The 18,450-nt window shown below is 42.9% G+C and carries 14 protein-coding genes and 8 tRNA genes; 6 read left to right on the forward strand and 16 right to left on the reverse strand.

All coding sequences use genetic code 11. From position 1 onward, the window contains the following. Positions 1-112: 112 nt before the first annotated feature. The 8 genes from C0J08_RS11270 to C0J08_RS11305 all read right to left on the reverse strand — a co-directional run bounded on the left by C0J08_RS11270 (position 113) and on the right by C0J08_RS11305 (position 1,189). A tRNA-Gly gene (locus C0J08_RS11270) sits at positions 113-187 on the reverse strand. A gap of 86 nt (positions 188-273) precedes the next feature. Further along, positions 274-349: transfer RNA gene (locus C0J08_RS11275), tRNA-Glu, on the reverse strand. Positions 350-399: 50 nt separating this feature from the next. Further along, positions 400-474 (reverse strand) — tRNA-Gly (locus C0J08_RS11280). Positions 475-560: 86 nt separating this feature from the next. After that, positions 561-636, reverse strand: a tRNA-Glu gene (locus tag C0J08_RS11285). Positions 637-686: 50 nt separating this feature from the next. Beyond that, positions 687-761: transfer RNA gene (locus C0J08_RS11290), tRNA-Gly, on the reverse strand. A 92-nt stretch (positions 762-853) separates the two neighbouring features. Then, positions 854-929 (reverse strand) — tRNA-Glu (locus tag C0J08_RS11295). A gap of 51 nt (positions 930-980) precedes the next feature. Continuing rightward, positions 981-1,055: transfer RNA gene (locus tag C0J08_RS11300), tRNA-Gly, on the reverse strand. Positions 1,056-1,113: 58 nt separating this feature from the next. Continuing rightward, a tRNA-Glu gene (locus C0J08_RS11305) sits at positions 1,114-1,189 on the reverse strand. A 131-nt stretch (positions 1,190-1,320) separates the two neighbouring features. On the opposite strand from C0J08_RS11305, the gene C0J08_RS11310 reads away from it, so the two are divergent. The 3 genes from C0J08_RS11310 (at position 1,321) to htpX (ending at position 4,229) form a co-directional block, all read left to right on the forward strand. Beyond that, positions 1,321-1,890 (forward strand): YajG family lipoprotein, encoded by a 570-nt coding sequence (locus tag C0J08_RS11310; protein WP_212652079.1) that lies wholly within the window; start codon positions 1,321-1,323, stop codon positions 1,888-1,890. 175 nt (positions 1,891-2,065) lie between these two features. Beyond that, entirely contained in the window at positions 2,066-3,283 is a 1,218-nt protein-coding gene (locus C0J08_RS11315; RefSeq protein ID WP_283247037.1) for a pyridoxal phosphate-dependent aminotransferase, read from the forward strand. A 67-nt stretch (positions 3,284-3,350) separates the two neighbouring features. After that, a complete protein-coding gene (gene htpX / locus C0J08_RS11320) occupies positions 3,351-4,229 on the forward strand; it encodes a protease HtpX (protein ID WP_212652081.1) in 879 nt (292 codons plus the stop codon). Positions 4,230-4,303: 74 nt separating this feature from the next. On the opposite strand, the gene C0J08_RS11325 is transcribed toward htpX, so the two are convergent. The 4 genes from C0J08_RS11325 to C0J08_RS11340 all read right to left on the reverse strand — a co-directional run bounded on the left by C0J08_RS11325 (position 4,304) and on the right by C0J08_RS11340 (position 9,595). Beyond that, positions 4,304-4,534, reverse strand: coding sequence for a formate dehydrogenase subunit delta (locus tag C0J08_RS11325; RefSeq protein ID WP_212652082.1), 231 nt, complete (start codon positions 4,532-4,534; stop codon positions 4,304-4,306). Positions 4,535-4,657: 123 nt separating this feature from the next. Continuing rightward, entirely contained in the window at positions 4,658-7,522 is a 2,865-nt protein-coding gene (fdhF, locus tag C0J08_RS11330) for a formate dehydrogenase subunit alpha (protein ID WP_212652083.1), read from the reverse strand. A 1-nt stretch (position 7,523) separates the two neighbouring features. Next, a complete protein-coding gene (locus C0J08_RS11335; RefSeq protein ID WP_212652084.1) occupies positions 7,524-9,098 on the reverse strand; it encodes a formate dehydrogenase beta subunit in 1,575 nt (524 codons plus the stop codon). Then, complete coding sequence (locus C0J08_RS11340) at positions 9,098-9,595, reverse strand: formate dehydrogenase subunit gamma (protein WP_212652085.1); 498 nt, start codon at positions 9,593-9,595, stop codon at positions 9,098-9,100. Before C0J08_RS11340 ends, C0J08_RS11335 begins: the two co-directional genes overlap by 1 nt. 534 nt (positions 9,596-10,129) lie before the next feature. Between C0J08_RS11340 and C0J08_RS11345 the strand changes: the two genes are divergently transcribed. Both C0J08_RS11345 and C0J08_RS11350 read left to right on the forward strand, forming a co-directional pair. After that, positions 10,130-11,698 carry a Re/Si-specific NAD(P)(+) transhydrogenase subunit alpha gene (locus tag C0J08_RS11345; RefSeq protein WP_212652086.1) on the forward strand — a complete coding sequence of 523 codons (1,569 nt, stop codon included), beginning with the start codon at positions 10,130-10,132 and terminating at the stop codon, positions 11,696-11,698. Between the two features lie 10 nt (positions 11,699-11,708). Next, a complete protein-coding gene (locus tag C0J08_RS11350; RefSeq protein ID WP_212652087.1) occupies positions 11,709-13,109 on the forward strand; it encodes an NAD(P)(+) transhydrogenase (Re/Si-specific) subunit beta in 1,401 nt (466 codons plus the stop codon). A gap of 68 nt (positions 13,110-13,177) precedes the next feature. Here the strand turns inward: C0J08_RS11350 and C0J08_RS11355 are convergent, their stop codons facing one another. The 4 genes from C0J08_RS11355 to gcvT form a co-directional block, all read right to left on the reverse strand. Further along, complete coding sequence (locus C0J08_RS11355) at positions 13,178-13,900, reverse strand: flagellar brake protein (protein WP_212652088.1); 723 nt, start codon at positions 13,898-13,900, stop codon at positions 13,178-13,180. Between the two features lie 9 nt (positions 13,901-13,909). Further along, positions 13,910-15,052, reverse strand: a complete 1,143-nt coding sequence (locus C0J08_RS11360; RefSeq protein ID WP_212652089.1) for a 4-phosphoerythronate dehydrogenase — start codon at positions 15,050-15,052, stop codon at positions 13,910-13,912. Further along, positions 15,033-15,572, reverse strand: a complete 540-nt coding sequence (locus tag C0J08_RS11365) for an elongation factor P hydroxylase (RefSeq protein ID WP_212652090.1) — start codon at positions 15,570-15,572, stop codon at positions 15,033-15,035. The genes C0J08_RS11360 and C0J08_RS11365 overlap by 20 nt, the downstream gene beginning before the upstream one ends. A 131-nt stretch (positions 15,573-15,703) precedes the next feature. Continuing rightward, positions 15,704-16,804: a glycine cleavage system aminomethyltransferase GcvT gene (gcvT, locus tag C0J08_RS11370; RefSeq protein WP_212652091.1), complete on the reverse strand. Its 1,101-nt coding sequence runs from the start codon at positions 16,802-16,804 to the stop codon at positions 15,704-15,706. 366 nt (positions 16,805-17,170) lie between these two features. Here gcvT and glyA point away from each other — a divergent pair, with 366 nt between their 5' ends. Then, a complete protein-coding gene (gene glyA / locus C0J08_RS11375) occupies positions 17,171-18,448 on the forward strand; it encodes a serine hydroxymethyltransferase (protein ID WP_212652092.1) in 1,278 nt (425 codons plus the stop codon). Positions 18,449-18,450: the final 2 nt, after the last annotated feature.

Genomic DNA, 18,450 nt, shown 5'->3' on the forward strand with positions numbered 1-18,450 from the left:
GGGTTCGAACCCCTGTTACCGCCGTGAAAGGGCGGTGTCCTAGGCCTCTAGACGAACGGGACACATCTTAGCTTTTATAGTGCTACAACTATTTTCCTTTTCTAAAAGGAAATGGAGCGGGAAACGAGGCTCGAACTCGCGACCCCAACCTTGGCAAGGTTGTGCTCTACCACTGAGCTATTCCCGCATTCGACCACCCTACTCTTTACTCGCATAAAGCAGTGAGTGATCTCATCATGATCAAGCTTAAGCCAATCATAATTTAATAATTTGTGGCGTCCCGTAGGGGGTTCGAACCCCTGTTACCGCCGTGAAAGGGCGGTGTCCTAGGCCTCTAGACGAACGGGACACATCTTAGCTTTTATAGTACTACAACTATTTTCCTTTGCTAAAAGGAAATGGAGCGGGAAACGAGGCTCGAACTCGCGACCCCAACCTTGGCAAGGTTGTGCTCTACCACTGAGCTATTCCCGCATTCGACCACCCTACTCTTTACTCGCATAAAGCAGTGAGTGATCTCATCATGATCAAGCTTAAGCCAATCATGATTTAATAATTTGTGGCGTCCCGTAGGGGGTTCGAACCCCTGTTACCGCCGTGAAAGGGCGGTGTCCTAGGCCTCTAGACGAACGGGACACATCTTAGCTTTTATAGTGCTACAACTATTTTCCTTTTCTAAAAGGAAATGGAGCGGGAAACGAGGCTCGAACTCGCGACCCCAACCTTGGCAAGGTTGTGCTCTACCACTGAGCTATTCCCGCATTCGACCACCCTACTCTTTACTCGCACAAAGCAGTGAGTGATCTCATCATGATCAAGCTTAAGCTTAAGCCAATCATGATTTAATAATTTGTGGCGTCCCGTAGGGGGTTCGAACCCCTGTTACCGCCGTGAAAGGGCGGTGTCCTAGGCCTCTAGACGAACGGGACACACCTTAGCTTTTATAGTGCTATAACTACTTTCCTTTTTCTAAAAGGAAATGGAGCGGGAAACGAGGCTCGAACTCGCGACCCCAACCTTGGCAAGGTTGTGCTCTACCACTGAGCTATTCCCGCAAAAACTTCTCATACAACATCAAAAAAAGTAGACTCTACAACCAACCTTATGAAAGGATGGCGTCCCGTAGGGGGTTCGAACCCCTGTTACCGCCGTGAAAGGGCGGTGTCCTAGGCCTCTAGACGAACGGGACAACGTAATAATCTTGCTGTGTGAGCGGGTGCGTATATTACTGTTACCAATCATAAAATCAATAGTTTTTTTCATTAATTTAAGCTACTTAGAGAAAAAGTCGCTTTGAAAATCAATCTGATCGGAGCTTTTATGCTAAATAAACACTTTTTTTTGACCTTATCACTTACCACGCTTTTATTAGCTGGCTGCTCTACAACCCACTATATAAGCATCACCCCAGAAACAAATATCAAAAACGCTAGCCTTACAAACGAAAGGGTCATCGAGGTCAGCACAAGCACAAAACTAACCAACTCTGTTGGTTCAATTAAAACAGGCATTAATGAACACGCGGATATTTTCACCACCAATGATGTAACACAAAGTGTTAAAGACAGTGTACTAAGTGGCTTACGCCAATTAGGCTTTACTCCTGATCAAGGTCTAATGCCCCCTGCCAAACTTCAAATCGACATTACCAAGATGAGTTACACTACAAAAGTTGAGACATTAAAAACGGTTGCTACACTAGATTTTGAATTAAAAGTAACCTTAGCGGCGAAAGGCCAGACCTATAAAGCTAACTATGGTTCACAGAAAGTAAGAGAATACGGCACAATGCCTTATCAAGAAGCCGTTCAAGATGACATGAATGGTTTAGCTAGCCAAACAGTAAATCGTTTGCTCAGTGACCCCAACATTATTGCTTTACTTAAATAAAATAATTACAACAAAATGGTCTTGCCTGAACAGCAAGACCATTGCTGCCCTACTCCTACCTATCAACACATCACTTCAAACCACTTTTTTATTAACATCTTAATTCTTCAACTTGATTGCCTTGATGTAAGGTGTAAAGTTAACTTTTTTATCCCAGTCTAAAAAGGATACCGTGGTGCAAATTCGCAAATCTAATAAGCTCGCCAATATATGTTATGAAATACGTGGACCTGTTCTTAAAGAAGCGGTTCGAATGGAAGAAGAAGGTCAACGAATTCTGAAATTAAATATTGGTAACCCTGCACCATTCGGTTTTGAAGCTCCTGATGAAATTCTTGTTGACGTTATTCGCAATCTACCAACCTCTCAGGGATACTGCGAATCAAAAGGACTTTTTTCAGCCCGTAAAGCTGTCATGCAAAAATACCAAGCTATGGGGATAAAATCCGCAGATGTTAATCACGTTTGGATGGGGAATGGTGTCAGTGAGCTCATCGTAATGGCCATGCAAGGTTTATTAAATGATGGCGATGAAATCCTTATCCCAGCACCAGATTACCCTCTTTGGACCGCTGCAGCGACATTATCTGGTGGTTATGTAAAACATTACCTTTGTGATGAAGGCGCAGGCTGGCAACCAGATATTAATGATATCCGCTCAAAAATTTCCAATAAAACCAAAGCGATTGTCATCATCAACCCCAATAACCCAACAGGGGCTGTTTATAGCAAAGATATTCTCGAAGCCATTATTAATCTTGCTGAAGAACACAAATTACTGATTTTTTCAGACGAAATTTACGACAAAATTCTTTATGACGAAGCCAAGCACATTCCTACCGCAACCTTAACAGAGGGGCGAGCCCCTTGTGTTACTTTTGGTGGTTTATCTAAAGTCTACCGAACAGCTGGCTTTCGATCTGGTTGGATGACCATAACTGGTGATAGAAGTGGCATTAGTGACTATATAGAAGGGTTAGAGATACTTAGCTCAATGCGCTTATGCGCTAATGTACCAGCCCAGCACGCGGTTCAAACAGCCCTTGGTGGATATCAGAGTATTGATGAGTTAATTATCCCTGGTGGGCGCTTATATGAACAACGTAAGGTCGCATGGGAAGCATTAGATTCTATCCCTGGCGTTCATTGTCATAAACCAGAAGGCGCTTTGTACTTATTTCCTCGTCTCGACCCAAATATCTATAACATTAAAAATGACATTGACTTAGTTTTACAGTTCCTACGTGAAGAGAAAGTACTTATTGTGCAAGGCACGGGGTTTAACTGGCCAACACCAGACCATGTGCGCTTTGTTTTTCTCCCACATGTTGAAGAGCTAACTCCCGCTATGGAGCGCTTTGATGCATTTTTAGCTCGAATGAGAAAGCGTTAACCCCTCTCTTGAAATAATCTAGGAAAGCCCTACTATGCTCCTTAACAGTTTCTTAAGGAGCATATCAATGCGTATTATTCTGTTTTTGCTGACAAACCTTGCTGTCATGGTGGTTGCAGGGATTGTTTTAAGTCTTTTAGGCGTTAATGGCTATATGACCAGTAACGGTTTGAACTTCACGTCTTTACTGATTTTCTGTGGGGTATTTGGTTTTACCGGCAGTTTAATTTCACTATTTCTATCCAAATTTATGGCAAAGCGTGGTTCAGGTGCAGTGGTTATAGAGCAACCACGTAACCATAAAGAAGTATGGTTATTAGATACCGTTAAGGAGCTTTCGCACAACGCAGGTATAAAAATGCCTGAAGTGGCAATTTTTCCAGCTCATGAGGCCAACGCTTTTGCCACAGGCTGGAATAAAAATGATGCCCTTGTTGCGGTATCAAGCGGTATGCTTGATCGATTCTCTCCTGATGAGATTAAAGCCGTTCTTGGCCATGAAATTGGGCACGTTGCTAATGGAGACATGATCACTCTCTCCCTTATTCAAGGCGTGGTAAACACTTTTGTTATGTTTTTCGCCCGCATAGCAGCTTACGCTGTTGATCAATTCTTGAGAAGGGATGACAACGAAGGCTCAGTTGGCTGGGGTTACTATATTGCAACGTTCGTGTTTGAGATCGTTTTTGGTATTTTAGCTTCTATGATTGTTATGTGGTTCTCTCGATTCCGGGAGTTTCGTGCTGATGAAGCTGGAGCTAAACTCGCAGGAAAAGGAGCGATGATCGCCGCATTAGCTCGACTACAACAAGAACACGAAGAAAGTCATATGCCAGACTCTATGCTTGCTTTCGGTATTCGTCGCGGCAAGAAACCAACACTGGGCGAACTTTTTTCTAGTCACCCACCTATTGGCGATCGAATCAAGGCCCTTCAAGCGCTTTAAAATTTGCTCACCAAATACCCCCCAAAAAAACGCCAGCATAAGCTGGCGTTTTTTTATCAGTGATTTTTTAAAGCTTAATTATCAGTACTGAAAAGCTTTTTTCCCGCCAACAAAGCGGCTGGGTGAAGTTGCTCTCCCCCCTCAGTGATGTAATCATTCAACATCGCTTTCATACGTCTTGGCCAAAACTTTGTTACATGTCCCGCAATAACTTCTGCAACCTCAGTATTGTCTCCAGCGCTTATGTTATTAACAGCAATCTGGTTAATCATTTCTATCACACGCTCTTGCTCACTTTGATGCATATTTTATTCTCACAGCAACAATTCACATCTAACCATATCCAATCCAGCAAATTAGAGTGATGAAGATTTAAATCTCACCATCACACTCCATATGCCAATCAAGATAACCCCATTCTCTACCCGTTATTTAGTGGCCACTAACGTTGCTTCTGAGAGGAATCTTTGTTGGCGATGGTGATTCGCCTCAAAATTCTTCTGCCACTCAGATGGTTGAGAAACTTTTTCTACCTGTACCGCTGTCACCTTATATTCCGGACAATTTGTTGCCCAGTCGGAATTATTCGTTGTGATCACGTTAGCCCCACTTCCTGGATGATGGAACGTTGTATAAACCACACCCGGCTGCATTCGATCACTGATACGAGCTCGAAGAACAGTGTGCCCCGCGCGACTACTGATTCCAAGCCAATCACCATCATTCACCCCACGCTCTTCAGCGTCATGTGGGTGAAGCTCTAAAAAGTCTTCATCATGCCATGCTTGATTATCGGTACGACGCGTTTGAGCCCCCACATTGTACTGACTAAGAATTCGACCTGTTGTCAATAATAATGGGAATCGACGATTAGCTCTCTCCGTCGTTGGAACAAACTCTGTAATAGCAAAATGCCCCTTACCCTCAACAGTCGGAAAACTATCAACATGCATAATAGGTGATCCAACAGGAAATTCAGCGTTACAAGGCCACTGCAAACTTCCATGCTCATCCAACTTGTCATAGCTAACTCCTGAAAAACTTGGTGTCAGCATTGCAATTTCATCCATGATCTCAGATGGATGACTGTAATTCATTGGGTATCCTAAAGCATTAGCAAGCTCTACCGTCACTTGCCAGTCTTCTTTACCCGCAATAGGGGGCATGACTTTACGAACACGGTTAATACGGCGCTCTGCGTTTGTAAAAGTGCCATTTTTTTCCAAGAAAGTTGAACCAGGTAAAAGTACATGAGCAAATTTTGCCGTTTCGTTGAGGAAAATATCTTGAACAATTAGGCAGTCCAAAGCCTTTAATGCCGCCTCAACATGTTGAGTGTTAGGATCAGACTGAGCAATGTCTTCCCCTTGAACGTATAAGGCCCGGAATTGTCCGGCTATAGCCGCGTCAAACATATTTGGAATTCGCAACCCTGGCTCATCATCTAACTTAACCCCCCATACAGCCTCAAAACGACCGCGTGCAATGGGATCAGAAACATGCTGATAACCAGGTAACTCATGTGGAAATGATCCCATATCACAAGAGCCTTGCACGTTATTCTGCCCACGTAATGGGTTAACACCAACACCGTCACGGCCTATGTTGCCTGTAGCCAATGCTAAATTAGCAATGCCCATAACCATTGTTGAGCCTTGACTATGTTCAGTCACCCCTAAGCCATAATAAATAGCAGCATTAGGCGCCTTAGCAAACATACGAGCAGATTCACGCACTTGCTCTGCTTTGACTCCAGTTACCTCTTCTACCGCTTCCGGTGCATGACGAGGATCAGAGATAAAAGCACGCCACTTGCTATAAGCATCCGATTCACAACGCTTAGCAATAAAATCTTTATCTTCCAAACCATCCGTAATAACAACATGGGCTAAAGCATTGACCATAGCCACATTTGTTCCCGGGCGTAATGGCAAATGCACAGCATCACCCAAATGTGGTGTTTTGAGCAAATCTATTCTTCTAGGGTCAGCAACAATCAAACTCGCACCTTCACGAAGACGTCGACGCATTAAAGAACCAAATACTGGGTGAGCATCCGTTGGATTAGCACCAATTACCAGAACACAATCAGATTTCAGAACAGAGTCAAATGTTTGCGTACCAGCAGATTCCCCTAGAGTTTGCTTCAAGCCATAACCTGTTGGACTGTGACAAACGCGAGCGCAAGTATCGGTATTGTTATTTCCGAATGCAGCGCGGATAAGTTTTTGTACTAAATAGGTTTCTTCGTTAGTGCAACGAGAAGATGTGATTCCGCCAATACTTTCACGACCGTGCTCAGATTGAATCTCTTTTAAACGCCCTGCAGCGAAATTCATGGCCTCCTCCCAACTCACTTCTTTCCATGGCTGATCGATTGAATCTCGAATCATAGGTGTTTTAATGCGATCTTTGTGTGTCGCATAACCAAAAGCAAAACGCCCTTTCACACAAGAATGGCCATGGTTTGCATCGCCACCTTTATCTGGAACCATACGAACCAATTGGTCGCCTTTCATTTCCGCACGAAATGAACAGCCAACGCCACAATAAGCACATGTGGTGACAACACTATGCTCAGGTTGACCTAATTCAATAATCGAATTTTCTGATAACGTCGCTGTAGGGCAAGCTTGTACACACGCACCACAGGAAACACATTCAGAATCAAGGAAGTTCTCGTTTTGACCTGCCGACACTTTTGAATCAAAACCTCTACCATCAATAGTCAAAGCAAATGTACCTTGAACCTCTTCACAGGCGCGAACACAGCGAGAACATACGATGCACTTACTCGCATCAAAGGTAAAATAGGGGTTTGAAGTATCTTTAGGCGCATCTAAGTGGTTTTCGCCATCAAAACCATAGCGAACCTCTCTAAGTCCAACAGCACCAGCCATATCCTGTAATTCACAATCCCCATTAGCTGGACAGGTTAAGCAATCCAGCGGGTGATCGGAAATATAAAGCTCCATAATGTTACGACGCAGTTTGGCTAGCTTGTCATTTTGAGTGGAAACTTTCATTCCCTGTTCAGCAGGTGTTGTACAAGACGCAGGCATTCCCCGACGCCCCTCAATTTGAACAGCACACAATCGACAAGAGCCAAATGCTTCAAGATTATCCGTTGCGCATAACTTTGGAATATTAATGTCGAACAGAGCAGCAGCACGCATTACAGAAGTGCCCTCTGGCACAGTGACTTCAACACCATCAATTTCTAAAGTAACTAACTGCTCACTAAGCGAGGCAGGCGTCCCATAGTCTTTATTAGGATCAAAATATTGCAACATATTAGACCTCCTCTACATTGTTCGTTGAAGCAGCATTCTTCACAAAGTCTTCTTTAAAGAATTTCATCGCACTTTGTACTGGAAATGGAGTCATACCCCCCATCGCACACAATGAGCCATCAACCATAGTTTCACAAAGGTCGGCTAATAACGTCAGATTGCGATCCACGTTTTCACCGGAACGAATTCGGTCGATAACTTCAACACCACGAGTGGAGCCAATACGACATGGTGTACATTTGCCACATGATTCTGCAACACAAAACTCCATTGAGAATCGAGCTTGCTCACTCATATCTACAGTATCATCGAACATGACAACACCACCGTGACCGAGAACCGCTTCTTTTTGACTAAACTCTTCATAGCCCAGCGGCGTATCCCACTGACTTTCGTGTAAATATGCCCCCAAAGGACCACCGACTTGCACAGCGCGTAAGGGACGACCACTTCGCGTTCCACCGCCAAAATCGAACATTAACTCATTAAGTGTTGGACCAAACGCCAATTCCACCAAACCACCAAATTTCACGTTACCAGCTACTTGGAAAGGTAACGTCCCCCGCGAACGACCAACGCCCACATCAGCATACGCTTTAGCGCCTTTATCCATAATAAATGGGATAGCGGCTAGAGAGAGAACATTATTCACAACTGTTGGCTGACCAAATAAACCGACAATCGCAGGTAATGGCGGCTTAGCACGAACAAGACCGCGTTTGCCTTCAAGACTTTCTAATAAAGACGTTTCCTCTCCACATATATATGCACCTGCTCCCATGCGAACTTCTAGGTCGAAATGCTTGCCACTAGCTAAAATATCCGCTCCCAATAAGTTATTCTCGTAAGCGGTATTAATGGCTTTATTCAGGTTTTCAATTGAAAGAGGGTATTCAGATCGGCAGTAGATATAACCTTGCGAGGCGCCAACAGCAAGACCCGCTATAATCATGCCTTCAATTAACATAAATGGGTCGCATTCCATGACCAAGCGGTCTGCAAATGTACCTGAATCACCTTCATCCGCATTACATACGATATATTTTTGATTCTTTGGTGATTCCGCATCCAGTACTGTTTGCCACTTTATTCCGGTGGGGAAAGCGGCGCCACCACGCCCACGCAAACCTGATTCTTTTACGGCATCAACAATACTCTGAGATGATAGCTTAATCGCATTTTTTAAGCCGTTAAAACCGTTATGTGCTTTATAATCTTCTAAGGACAATGGGTCAGTAATACCGAGACGAGAAAAGGTAAAGCGCTCTTGTCGTTTTAAGTAAGGAATTTCTTCAACTAAACCTAAAGCTAAAGGATGGCTGACATCCCCCTTCCAGAACTCAGCAGCGAACAAGGATTCAACATCCCCCTCTTTTACTGGACCAAATCCATAGCGGCCTCTTTCAGTTGCGACCTCCAGGAGAGGCTCAATCCAATACAAAGCACGAGTACCATTACGATGGATTTCAACATCAACGCCCTTTTCTTTTGCATATATTTCAACTAAACGAGCGACACGATCCGCCCCTAATGCTTTAGCGGTCGTATCAGAAGGCACATAAATACGATAAGTCATTAAATAATCTCCACTCGCTCAGTTTTAAGACTATCCACCAATTCGTCAAAGCGCTGTGAATCGACTTGGGCATAAACATCATTTCCAACACGAATAGATGGCCCGCAACTGCAATTTCCAAGACAGTAAACAGGCTCTAAAGTAATATTATTATCCGCTGTTGTTTGATGATATTGAACACCCAGCACACTTTTCGCATAAGTTTCCAATGCACGTGCCCCTACAGACTGACAAGCCTCTGCTCGGCAAATTTCAACTACGTGACGTCCGGGTTGTTTGGTACGAAAATGATGATAAAAACTGATAACGCCATGCACTTCTGCACGACTCAATTTCAATGCGCCTGCAATCATCCCCACCGCCTCTTCAGGGACATATGAAAAACGATCTTGGATAGCATGCAAAAGTGGCAACAATGCCCCTGGTTTTGACTTAAACTCATCAATGATTGTTTGAGCGATGGAAGGCTCCCAAGTCACGAATCTCGGCGTAGTCATTATTGTAATTCCTCCTACCACCGCCATATCTATTGAGTAACTCATATCTAGGCGGGAGTGTTACTTTTATTTTTAGTATCTATTGATACGAATCATACATTAGCACTTAAGTTAAAAACCAATAAATTATGATTTCTAGATTAAGACTGTCGCTCATTTACAATCGTAAAAACATCGAAATTTAGGCATATTCTCTTAAGCGATTTTTGACGTTGGATGGCGCAGGATCGCATATCTGACAACCTCTAACTTATCTTATTACGACATTTTGTAATGTCAGACACCCTACTTTCACCACAAATCAAATAAGACAACGATCACTCTATTTATAAGCCCAATTAAGTCACCCTAACCACAGATCAAAACGTCGTTAAAGCAACAGCTGTTGACGCTTGCATGCAATATAACAACACACAGCTGGTTTTTAATTACCAGCGCTTCCAAAAAGCAGCACCACAAAAAACAAAGGTAGCATTTTTTGCTTTCCCTCAAAAAATGCACAAATAAAAATCTAATAACAATAACGGCATTAATATGAAGATCGGAATACCAAAAGAGATAGAAGAAGGCGAATTAAGAGTCGCTATAACCCCCTCTGTTGCTTCAAGAGTGAAGCAACTAGGGTTTGATATCATGATAGAGAGCGGTGCTGGTGCTGCTGCATCATATTCAGATGAAGCCTACAAAGAGGCTGGTGTAGAAGTTACTCTGGACACCAAGCAACTATGGCATGAAGCTGATATTTTAGTGAAAGTTCGTCCCCCAGTAGAACACCCAGAACTTGGTTTTTATGGCATTGAACTGTTGGGAAATAACCAAACCCTAATTAGCCTCATACACCCAGCTCAAAATGCAACCAAACTTCAACAATTGTCTGAACGTGGTACCAATGTGATCGCACTTGATGCTGTTCCGCGCATTTCACGAGCTCAAAAAATGGATGTGCTTAGCTCAATGGCGAACATTGCTGGCTATCGGGCAGTAGTCGAAGCAGCTCAGCATTTTGGACGTTTTTTTACAGGTCAAATCACGGCGGCGGGAAAAGTGCCACCAGCGAAAGTACTGGTTATTGGAGCGGGTGTCGCAGGCTTAGCCGCTATCGGTGCAGCTAAAAGTATGGGAGCCATTGTTCGTGCGTTCGATACGCGACCCGAAGTAAAAGAACAAGTAGAGAGCATGAATGCTGAATTTTTGCTATTGGACTTTTCTGATGAAGATGGTAATGGCGAAGGTGGTTATGCCAAAACCATGAGTGCTGAGTTCATCGCCGCTGAAATGACACTGTTTGCAGAACAAGCAAAAGAAGTCGATATCATTATTACGACGGCATTAATTCCGGGCAAGACAGCTCCAGAACTTATCACGGAAGAAATGGTGCGTTCCATGAAAGCAGGTAGTGTGATTGTCGATCTTGCCGCCGAAACAGGTGGAAACAGTCGTTTAACTGAAGCAAACAAGGTGGTTAATGTTCATGGCGTTTCTATAATTGGTTACACCAACTTACCAAGCCGTATGGCCGCCCAATCCAGCCAATTATTTGCCACTAATATTTTGCACTTATTAACTGAGTTATGCCCAGAGAAAAATGGTGAAATTTTCCTAAACATGAAAGACGAAGTGATTCGTGGCGCCACTGTTGTCAAAGACGGAAGCATTACCTGGCCACCACCAGCACCACGCCTTTCTGCTGCACCCAAAACCGATGTTAGCGAACCGCTACCGACAGAAAAAACACACGCCACTGTGAAAGAGAAAAAATCCAGTACATTTGGCTTTCTAATTCCTGTTTTTATTACAGGCATGATATTGCTCGGATTAGGCTCGGTTGCTCCAGCCGAATTCATGGGCCATTTAACCGTTTTTGTCTTATCTTGTTTTGTTGGATACATGGTAGTTTGGGGTGTTAGCCACTCTCTTCATACACCATTAATGAGTGTTACAAATGCTATTAGTAGCATTATTGTCATAGGAGCAATAACGCAGGTATCTAGCCAAAGTCCAACCGTTTCCATTCTCGCCGCTCTGGCGATATTTATTACCAGTATCAATATTGTGGGCGGCTTCGCTGTCACTCATCGCATGCTAAAAATGTTCCGTAAATAGGAGAGATACAATGGATCTTGGAGTTATGACAGCCTCCTATATAGGAGCTAGTGCTTTGTTTATCATGGCCTTAGGTGGATTAAGCCATCAAGAAAGCGCTAGACGCGGCAACATCTACGGAATGCTCGGAATGGCTCTTGCCATCGCCGTCACCATTACAGGTGCAGTTACCGATAACTATCAACTTTTATTACTGGGTATACTACCTGGTAGCCTTATTGGCTGGGTTCTTGCAAAACGCGTTGACATGACACAGATGCCAGAGCTTGTTGCCGTATTACATAGCCTTGTCGGCTTAGCAGCGGTATTGGTGGGCTTCGCTAATGCTTTTGGACATGGCGCGTATAATTCTCTTGTCGCACAACGTATTCATGATGTCGAAACGGCGTTAGGAATATTCATTGGCGCGGTAACCTTTACCGGTTCATTAGTGGCCTATTTGAAACTAAGTGGCAAAGTATCTGGCAAACCTCTTAGACTACCTGCACGTCACTTAATCAACTTACTCATATGTATGGTTGAAGTGTATTTAATTGTGCAATTTGCTCAAATAGGTGCTGAAAAAGGCCTGCATTATTTAGTTATTATCACTGTTCTTGCTTTACTTTTTGGTGCTCACTTAGTTGTAGCGATTGGCGGTGCAGATATGCCTGTCGTAGTTTCTATGCTTAACAGCTATTCAGGTTGGGCCGCAGCGGCTATGGGCTTTATGCTAGGCAACGATCTACTGATTGTCATTGGTGCCTTGGTAGGTAGTAGCGGTGCAATTCTAAGCTATATTATGTGTCGTGCCATGAACCGTAAATTCCTTAATGTTATTTTAGGAGGAATCGGCGGTAACAAGACAACTAAAGTGACATTAGATTCATCTGCCGAAATTCAAGGAAGCATTATTGAGATTCAGGTAGAAGAAGCAGCTCAAGCTTTAGCGGATGCAAAAGAAGTCATGATCTTACCAGGTTATGGCATGGCCGTTGCTCAAGCTCAGCACACAGTCTATGAAATTACAAAAAAACTTCGAGACAAAGGGGTCAATGTTCGTTTCGGTATCCACCCAGTTGCTGGCCGTATGCCTGGACATATGAATGTACTCCTAGCAGAGGCAAAAGTTCCATATGACATTGTCTATGAAATGGATGAAATAAATGACGATTTCAAAAGCATTGATGTATCAATTGTCATTGGTGCTAACGATATTGTTAACCCAGCTGCCAATGAAGAACCAGACAGCCCTATTGCAGGAATGCCGGTATTAGAGCCATGGCATGGCAAACAAACTATTGTACTGAAGCGTGGTATGAGCAAAGGTTATGCGGGGGTCGAAAACCCATTATTCTTCAAAGAGAATACTCGCATGCTATTTGGTGATGCTAAAGAAAGCGTTGAAGCTTTATTGAAACATCTTTCTTAGTAAACCAAGGCCATTCATTCCTCATTATAAAAAAACAGCCCCTAAATATTTAGGGGCTGTTTCTGACATTATTTCGTTTTATTTCTTTGAGCCTCTAAAATAAAGGCCATAAGAGGAATTCCAACTTCTTTCGCTATATCTAAGAAGCGCACCCCAAAGACGTAGAAATACTCTACCCCCATTTTACTCAAAAAATCATTATCAACCAAACTAGCTTGAACTTGCTCAAGCATCTGTATTTCTTGCGTCCTGATTTCACTGTCTAATTTAAGTATATGGTTATAAGGACCAATGGTTACATTACAGACTAAACGCATTGTTTGATTTATCGAACCAAAATCCTCCTTAGAAATAACCTTTGCCCCCCCCATACTTAAATCAACAACTATGCCAGAGGCTGAATCCGCAATAGGTGCTTGGCCTGAGCCTGGCTCTATATTCGATATCAAACGCGTTTCAACACGAACGGTTTGTCTTACTTCAGAAGTTTCGACATAACTTGGATACGCTATATGAAGATGTGCAGCTGGCTCCAAATAGCTTTTTGCCACCTTGCTTGAAAAAGCACAGACATGAGTACTTAACATCAAACGAATATTGACAAGCTGACTGTCTCTTACAAGGATATTTTTACCATTTATCTTAGGAGTCGATAAAATTAGTGAGCTTCCTGGAATATTACCAAGCACTTTAACCATGTAACGCCCAGGAGGAGATATGAACTCCAACTGAACCTTTGTACCTATTGGAACATCAAGATCCCCGAGATCTATCTGCATTACTCCAGCCATGCATTTACCCTAGTCTTTATTTACCAAAAAACCAACCGCGACTAAAAGCGCACTCGCGGCCTCATTTTTAACATCAACTAAACAAGTATTATATTCGTCTCTTTCTACATAGTTTTTACGCAGCCAGTCAAAAACGTTACTTTCTTTATTCTCTCGATACTTGAAGCGTAAACGCACATCATCTCTCGCAACATCATAAATAGACTGGATGCTTCGAGCCAAAACTTCTTCTTGTTGTCCATTACTATTAATTTTTATTGATTTAATCCAGCCATCACTAATGCCACTTTTATGACTCATACTAGAGTCCCCTAATGACAAATAATCGCACAAAGACTGATACACCATCCATGTACCTTTTTCACGACCTTGTTTGCTGTACCCTGCAATATGAGGCGTCGCAATATCAGCAATAGAAACCAGTTTTTGATTAATGGCCGGCTCACCATCCCACACATCCAATATTAGATGAAGATCTCCATTTAGTTGCCGAGAACGTTCAAATAGCGCTTTTTCATCAATGACTCCTCCTCGACCAGCCGAAATAATCGTCGTACCAGCAGACAATTGCGCTAACTCTTTAGCCCCAATCATTCCTTGAGTTGGATAAACGCCTTCACTCGTTAAGGGAGCGTGTAAAGAGATTACTTCACATGAAAGAATATCATTCAGTGTTACAAAATTAGCCGAACGGTCTTCCCTTTCTCTAAAAGGGTCATAAACACAAACCTGACACCCTAAACTGGCAAAACGGGCATAAACAGTTTTCCCTACATTACCATAACCTATGACGCCAATTTTTTTATCAAGCCAATTTAGCCCCTTCGTCATATGAAGATGACTTAAAGCACTAAAAACATAATCAGCGACTGCTTCAGCATTACAACCAGGGGCACTACTGAAGGCAATATTTGTTTTAGTTAAATACTCCAAATCAATATGGTCGACACCAATCGTCGCACTACCGACAAAACGGACCGAACTTCCTTCAAGAAGAGCCTGATTAACCTTTGTCACCGAACGTACTAAAAGCACATCGGCATCTCTTACTTGCGCATTAGTTAAAGTTCGACCATTAACCAACTCTACGACGCCGAGATGCGAGAACAAAGCTTCCGCATTTGGCATATTTTCATCTGCAATAATCTTCATACTTCTGCTTTAAAAACTCATTGAATTCTATGCCAGGAAGGCGCTTGGCTAATAAATACTTAGAAAAGATCTCCGCCCTTTTAGGAAATCCAGTTGAAATATACACCTCAACTTGAGACATAACGGCTTGTTCAAAGTGAGCAGCATCATAATCAGGCATTGATAAATTATCGACACTAACTCGAAACGGCAGCCCTGCAACCCAATGAAAAATACACTCCACTGCTTGTGGCTTTACTTCAACTTGCTCAAATTGCTTTTGCGTTTGAAGATTGCGTGTATCAGATTCATACCAGTAACCATAATCTTCTAGCAACCTTCTTTGCTCACCAGCAATACACCAGTGGCTCACTTCATGCAGCGCACTCGATGGGTAATCGAAACGAAAATAAATAGTGGCTAAGCCATCAGGAGATTTGGGTAGATAAAGAGGTTCTTCAGCATCACCAAGCAAGCAAGTGCTATAACTTGAGAAAAAACAATCATTAAAAGCCTCTATAAGCTGCTCTGCATTGACCAACTGTTGACTCCAAAAAATGGAAATTATCCCATAAGAAGCAAAAATGCGCTACGCAAAGAACAAATCTTCACGTAACGCACCCAATGGTTTGCTTAAAGCTGCTTTACCATAAAAGGCAGAATGGCAGCCAATTACCCTCTGAAATAACGAGAAGGAACAAAAGGCATTGCTGTTCGTGTTAACGGAATACTTTTACCTCTAACGAGAGCAAAAAGTGACTCCTCAACATCTAAGCTCTGCGAAGAGACATAAGCCATCACAATAGGCTGAGAAAGTGTTGGCGAAAAACCACCACTAGTCACAACACCTTTAACATCTCCAGTGCTATTAACTATTTCCACACTTTCACGAACGGGTGCACGTCCATCAACTAAAAAGCCAACACGTTTTCTTGCAGGCTTTTCTACAAACTGAGGCAATATCTTTTCTGCACCTTTAAAGCCAGCTTCACGTTCACCGCCTAACCGACGAACTTTCTGAATAGCCCAATTTAAAGAGGCTTCAACAGGCGTTGTACCGGTATCGATATCATGACCATATAAACACAACCCAGCCTCTAAGCGTAATGAATCACGCGCACCAAGGCCAATCCATTCAACTTCATCGTAAGCTAACAAAGCATTAACAAAAGCTTCAGCATTGTGATTTGGTACAGAAACCTCGTAACCATCTTCCCCTGTATAACCAGAACAACTAACCCAAAGTTCAACACCTTGCCATTCAAATTTTTGGCTTTGCATGAAAGTCATTGCCAAAACGTCCGGTACCATTCGAGCAAAAACATCACGTGCTTTTGGACCTTGAATAGCCAACAACGACCTATCCTCAATGACTTCAACATCGCAACCGACAAGAGAAGACTTTAAATAATCAAAATCTTGATCCTTGCAGCCGGCATTCACTACCATAAAGATTTCATTTCCCCAGTTAGCAAACATCAAGTCATCTGTAATGCCGCCTTGTTCGGTAGTAAACATTCCATAGCGTTGCATTCCCTCTTCCAACCCTAATACGTCAACAGGTAAGATGGTTTCAAGTGCAGTTTTGACATGCTCACCGCGCAATAAAACCTGCCCCATATGAGAAACATCAAACAAACCGACACTTTCACGTGTCCACAAATGTTCTTTCATTACTCCCAGCGGATACTGAACAGGCATTTCATAGCCAGCAAATTCAACCATTCTAGCGCCAGAAGCAACATGTAGATCACGTAAAGCAGTACGTTTCATAACGAAAACCTTATTAAAATAATGAGAACATTGTTTCCAATCGGAAACAGAGTATCTAAAAGCAGCAGGATTTGACAAGCATTTAGCAGAGATATTCATCAATATTTGCTACAAAACACCGTAATTATCTAGATAAAACTAACTAATCGGTCAGCTTTTTCAGCAATGAATCTTTCAGATTACTCTTGCTTTGCTGTTTCCAATTGGAAACTTTTTGATTATTATAAGCAGACATGACGTAAAACGAACAATGACTGACGCTCTTAGAAAGATGATCTTTTTTCATCACCCTAGACTGCCTTAGTGTTATTATACGCAAAGACTTAATGTCTTTAGGCATACATGTTTATATAAGAGGAATTTCCAATGGCTAACACCGAAGCCTTTTTCAGCCAAAACCTAGCTGAACGAGATCAAGAGCTTTTTGCAACAATCGTTGAAGAACAAGAGCGCCAAGAAACTGGCATTGAATTAATCGCTTCTGAAAACATCACTTCAAAAGCCGTTTTGGAAGCTCAGGGCTCCGTGCTAACTAATAAATACGCAGAAGGCTACCCTCACCGCCGTTATTACGGTGGCTGTGAAGCAGTTGACGTAACTGAACAACTTGCTATTGATCGTGCTAAGAAGCTATTCAATTGTGAGTTTGCAAACGTACAACCTCACTCAGGTGCGCAAGCAAACGGCGCGGTAATGTTGGCATTACTTCAACCTGGCGACACTATTATGGGTATGTCATTGTCTTCTGGTGGTCACTTGACTCATGGCGCTGCACCGGCTCAGTCGGGTAAGTGGTTTAACGCAGTACAATACGAAGTAAACCCTGAAACACTACTAATTGATTACGATGCCATTGAAGCACAAGCCTTAGAGTGCAAGCCAAAAATGATTATCGCAGGTGGTTCAGCGATTCCTCGTCAAATTGATTTCAAACGTTTCCGTGAAATTGCTGATAAAGTTGGCGCTTACCTGTTTGTTGATATGGCTCACATTGCTGGCCTTGTTGCAACGGGCGCTCATCCTTCACCACTACCACACGCTCATGTTGTTACAACAACAACACATAAAACACTTCGTGGTCCTCGTGGCGGCATGATCCTTTCCAACGATGTAGATCTTGGTAAGAAAATCAACTCTGCCGTATTCCCAGGCTACCAAGGTGGTCCATTGATGCATGTCATTGCAGGTAAAGCGGTTGCTTTCGGAGAAGCGCTAAAGCCTGAATTTGCCGACTATATTAAACAAGTAGTTGCTAACGCCAAAGCACTTGCAGAAGTGATGGTTGAGCGTGGTTGTGACATTGTTACAGGTGGTACTGATACACACTTAATGTTGGTTGACCTACGTCCTAAAGGATTGAAAGGTAATGCCGCAGATGCAGCTCTTGAGCGTGCCGGCATAACTTGTAATAAAAACGGCATTCCATTCGACACTGAAAAACCAATGGTAACTTCTGGTATTCGTTTGGGTACACCAGCAGCAACATCCCGTGGTTTTGGTATTGAAGAGTTCCAAAAAGTAGGTCATCTTATCAGTGACGTACTTGACGGTTTAGTTGAAATGCCTGAAGGCAACCCTGAAGTAGAAGCTCGTGTACTTGCAGAAGTAAAAGAGCTTTGTAAACGCTTCCCACTTTACCGCTAAAA

The organism is Marinomonas sp. CT5, from assembly GCF_018336975.1.
Taxonomy (GTDB): Bacteria; Pseudomonadota; Gammaproteobacteria; order Pseudomonadales; family Marinomonadaceae; genus Marinomonas.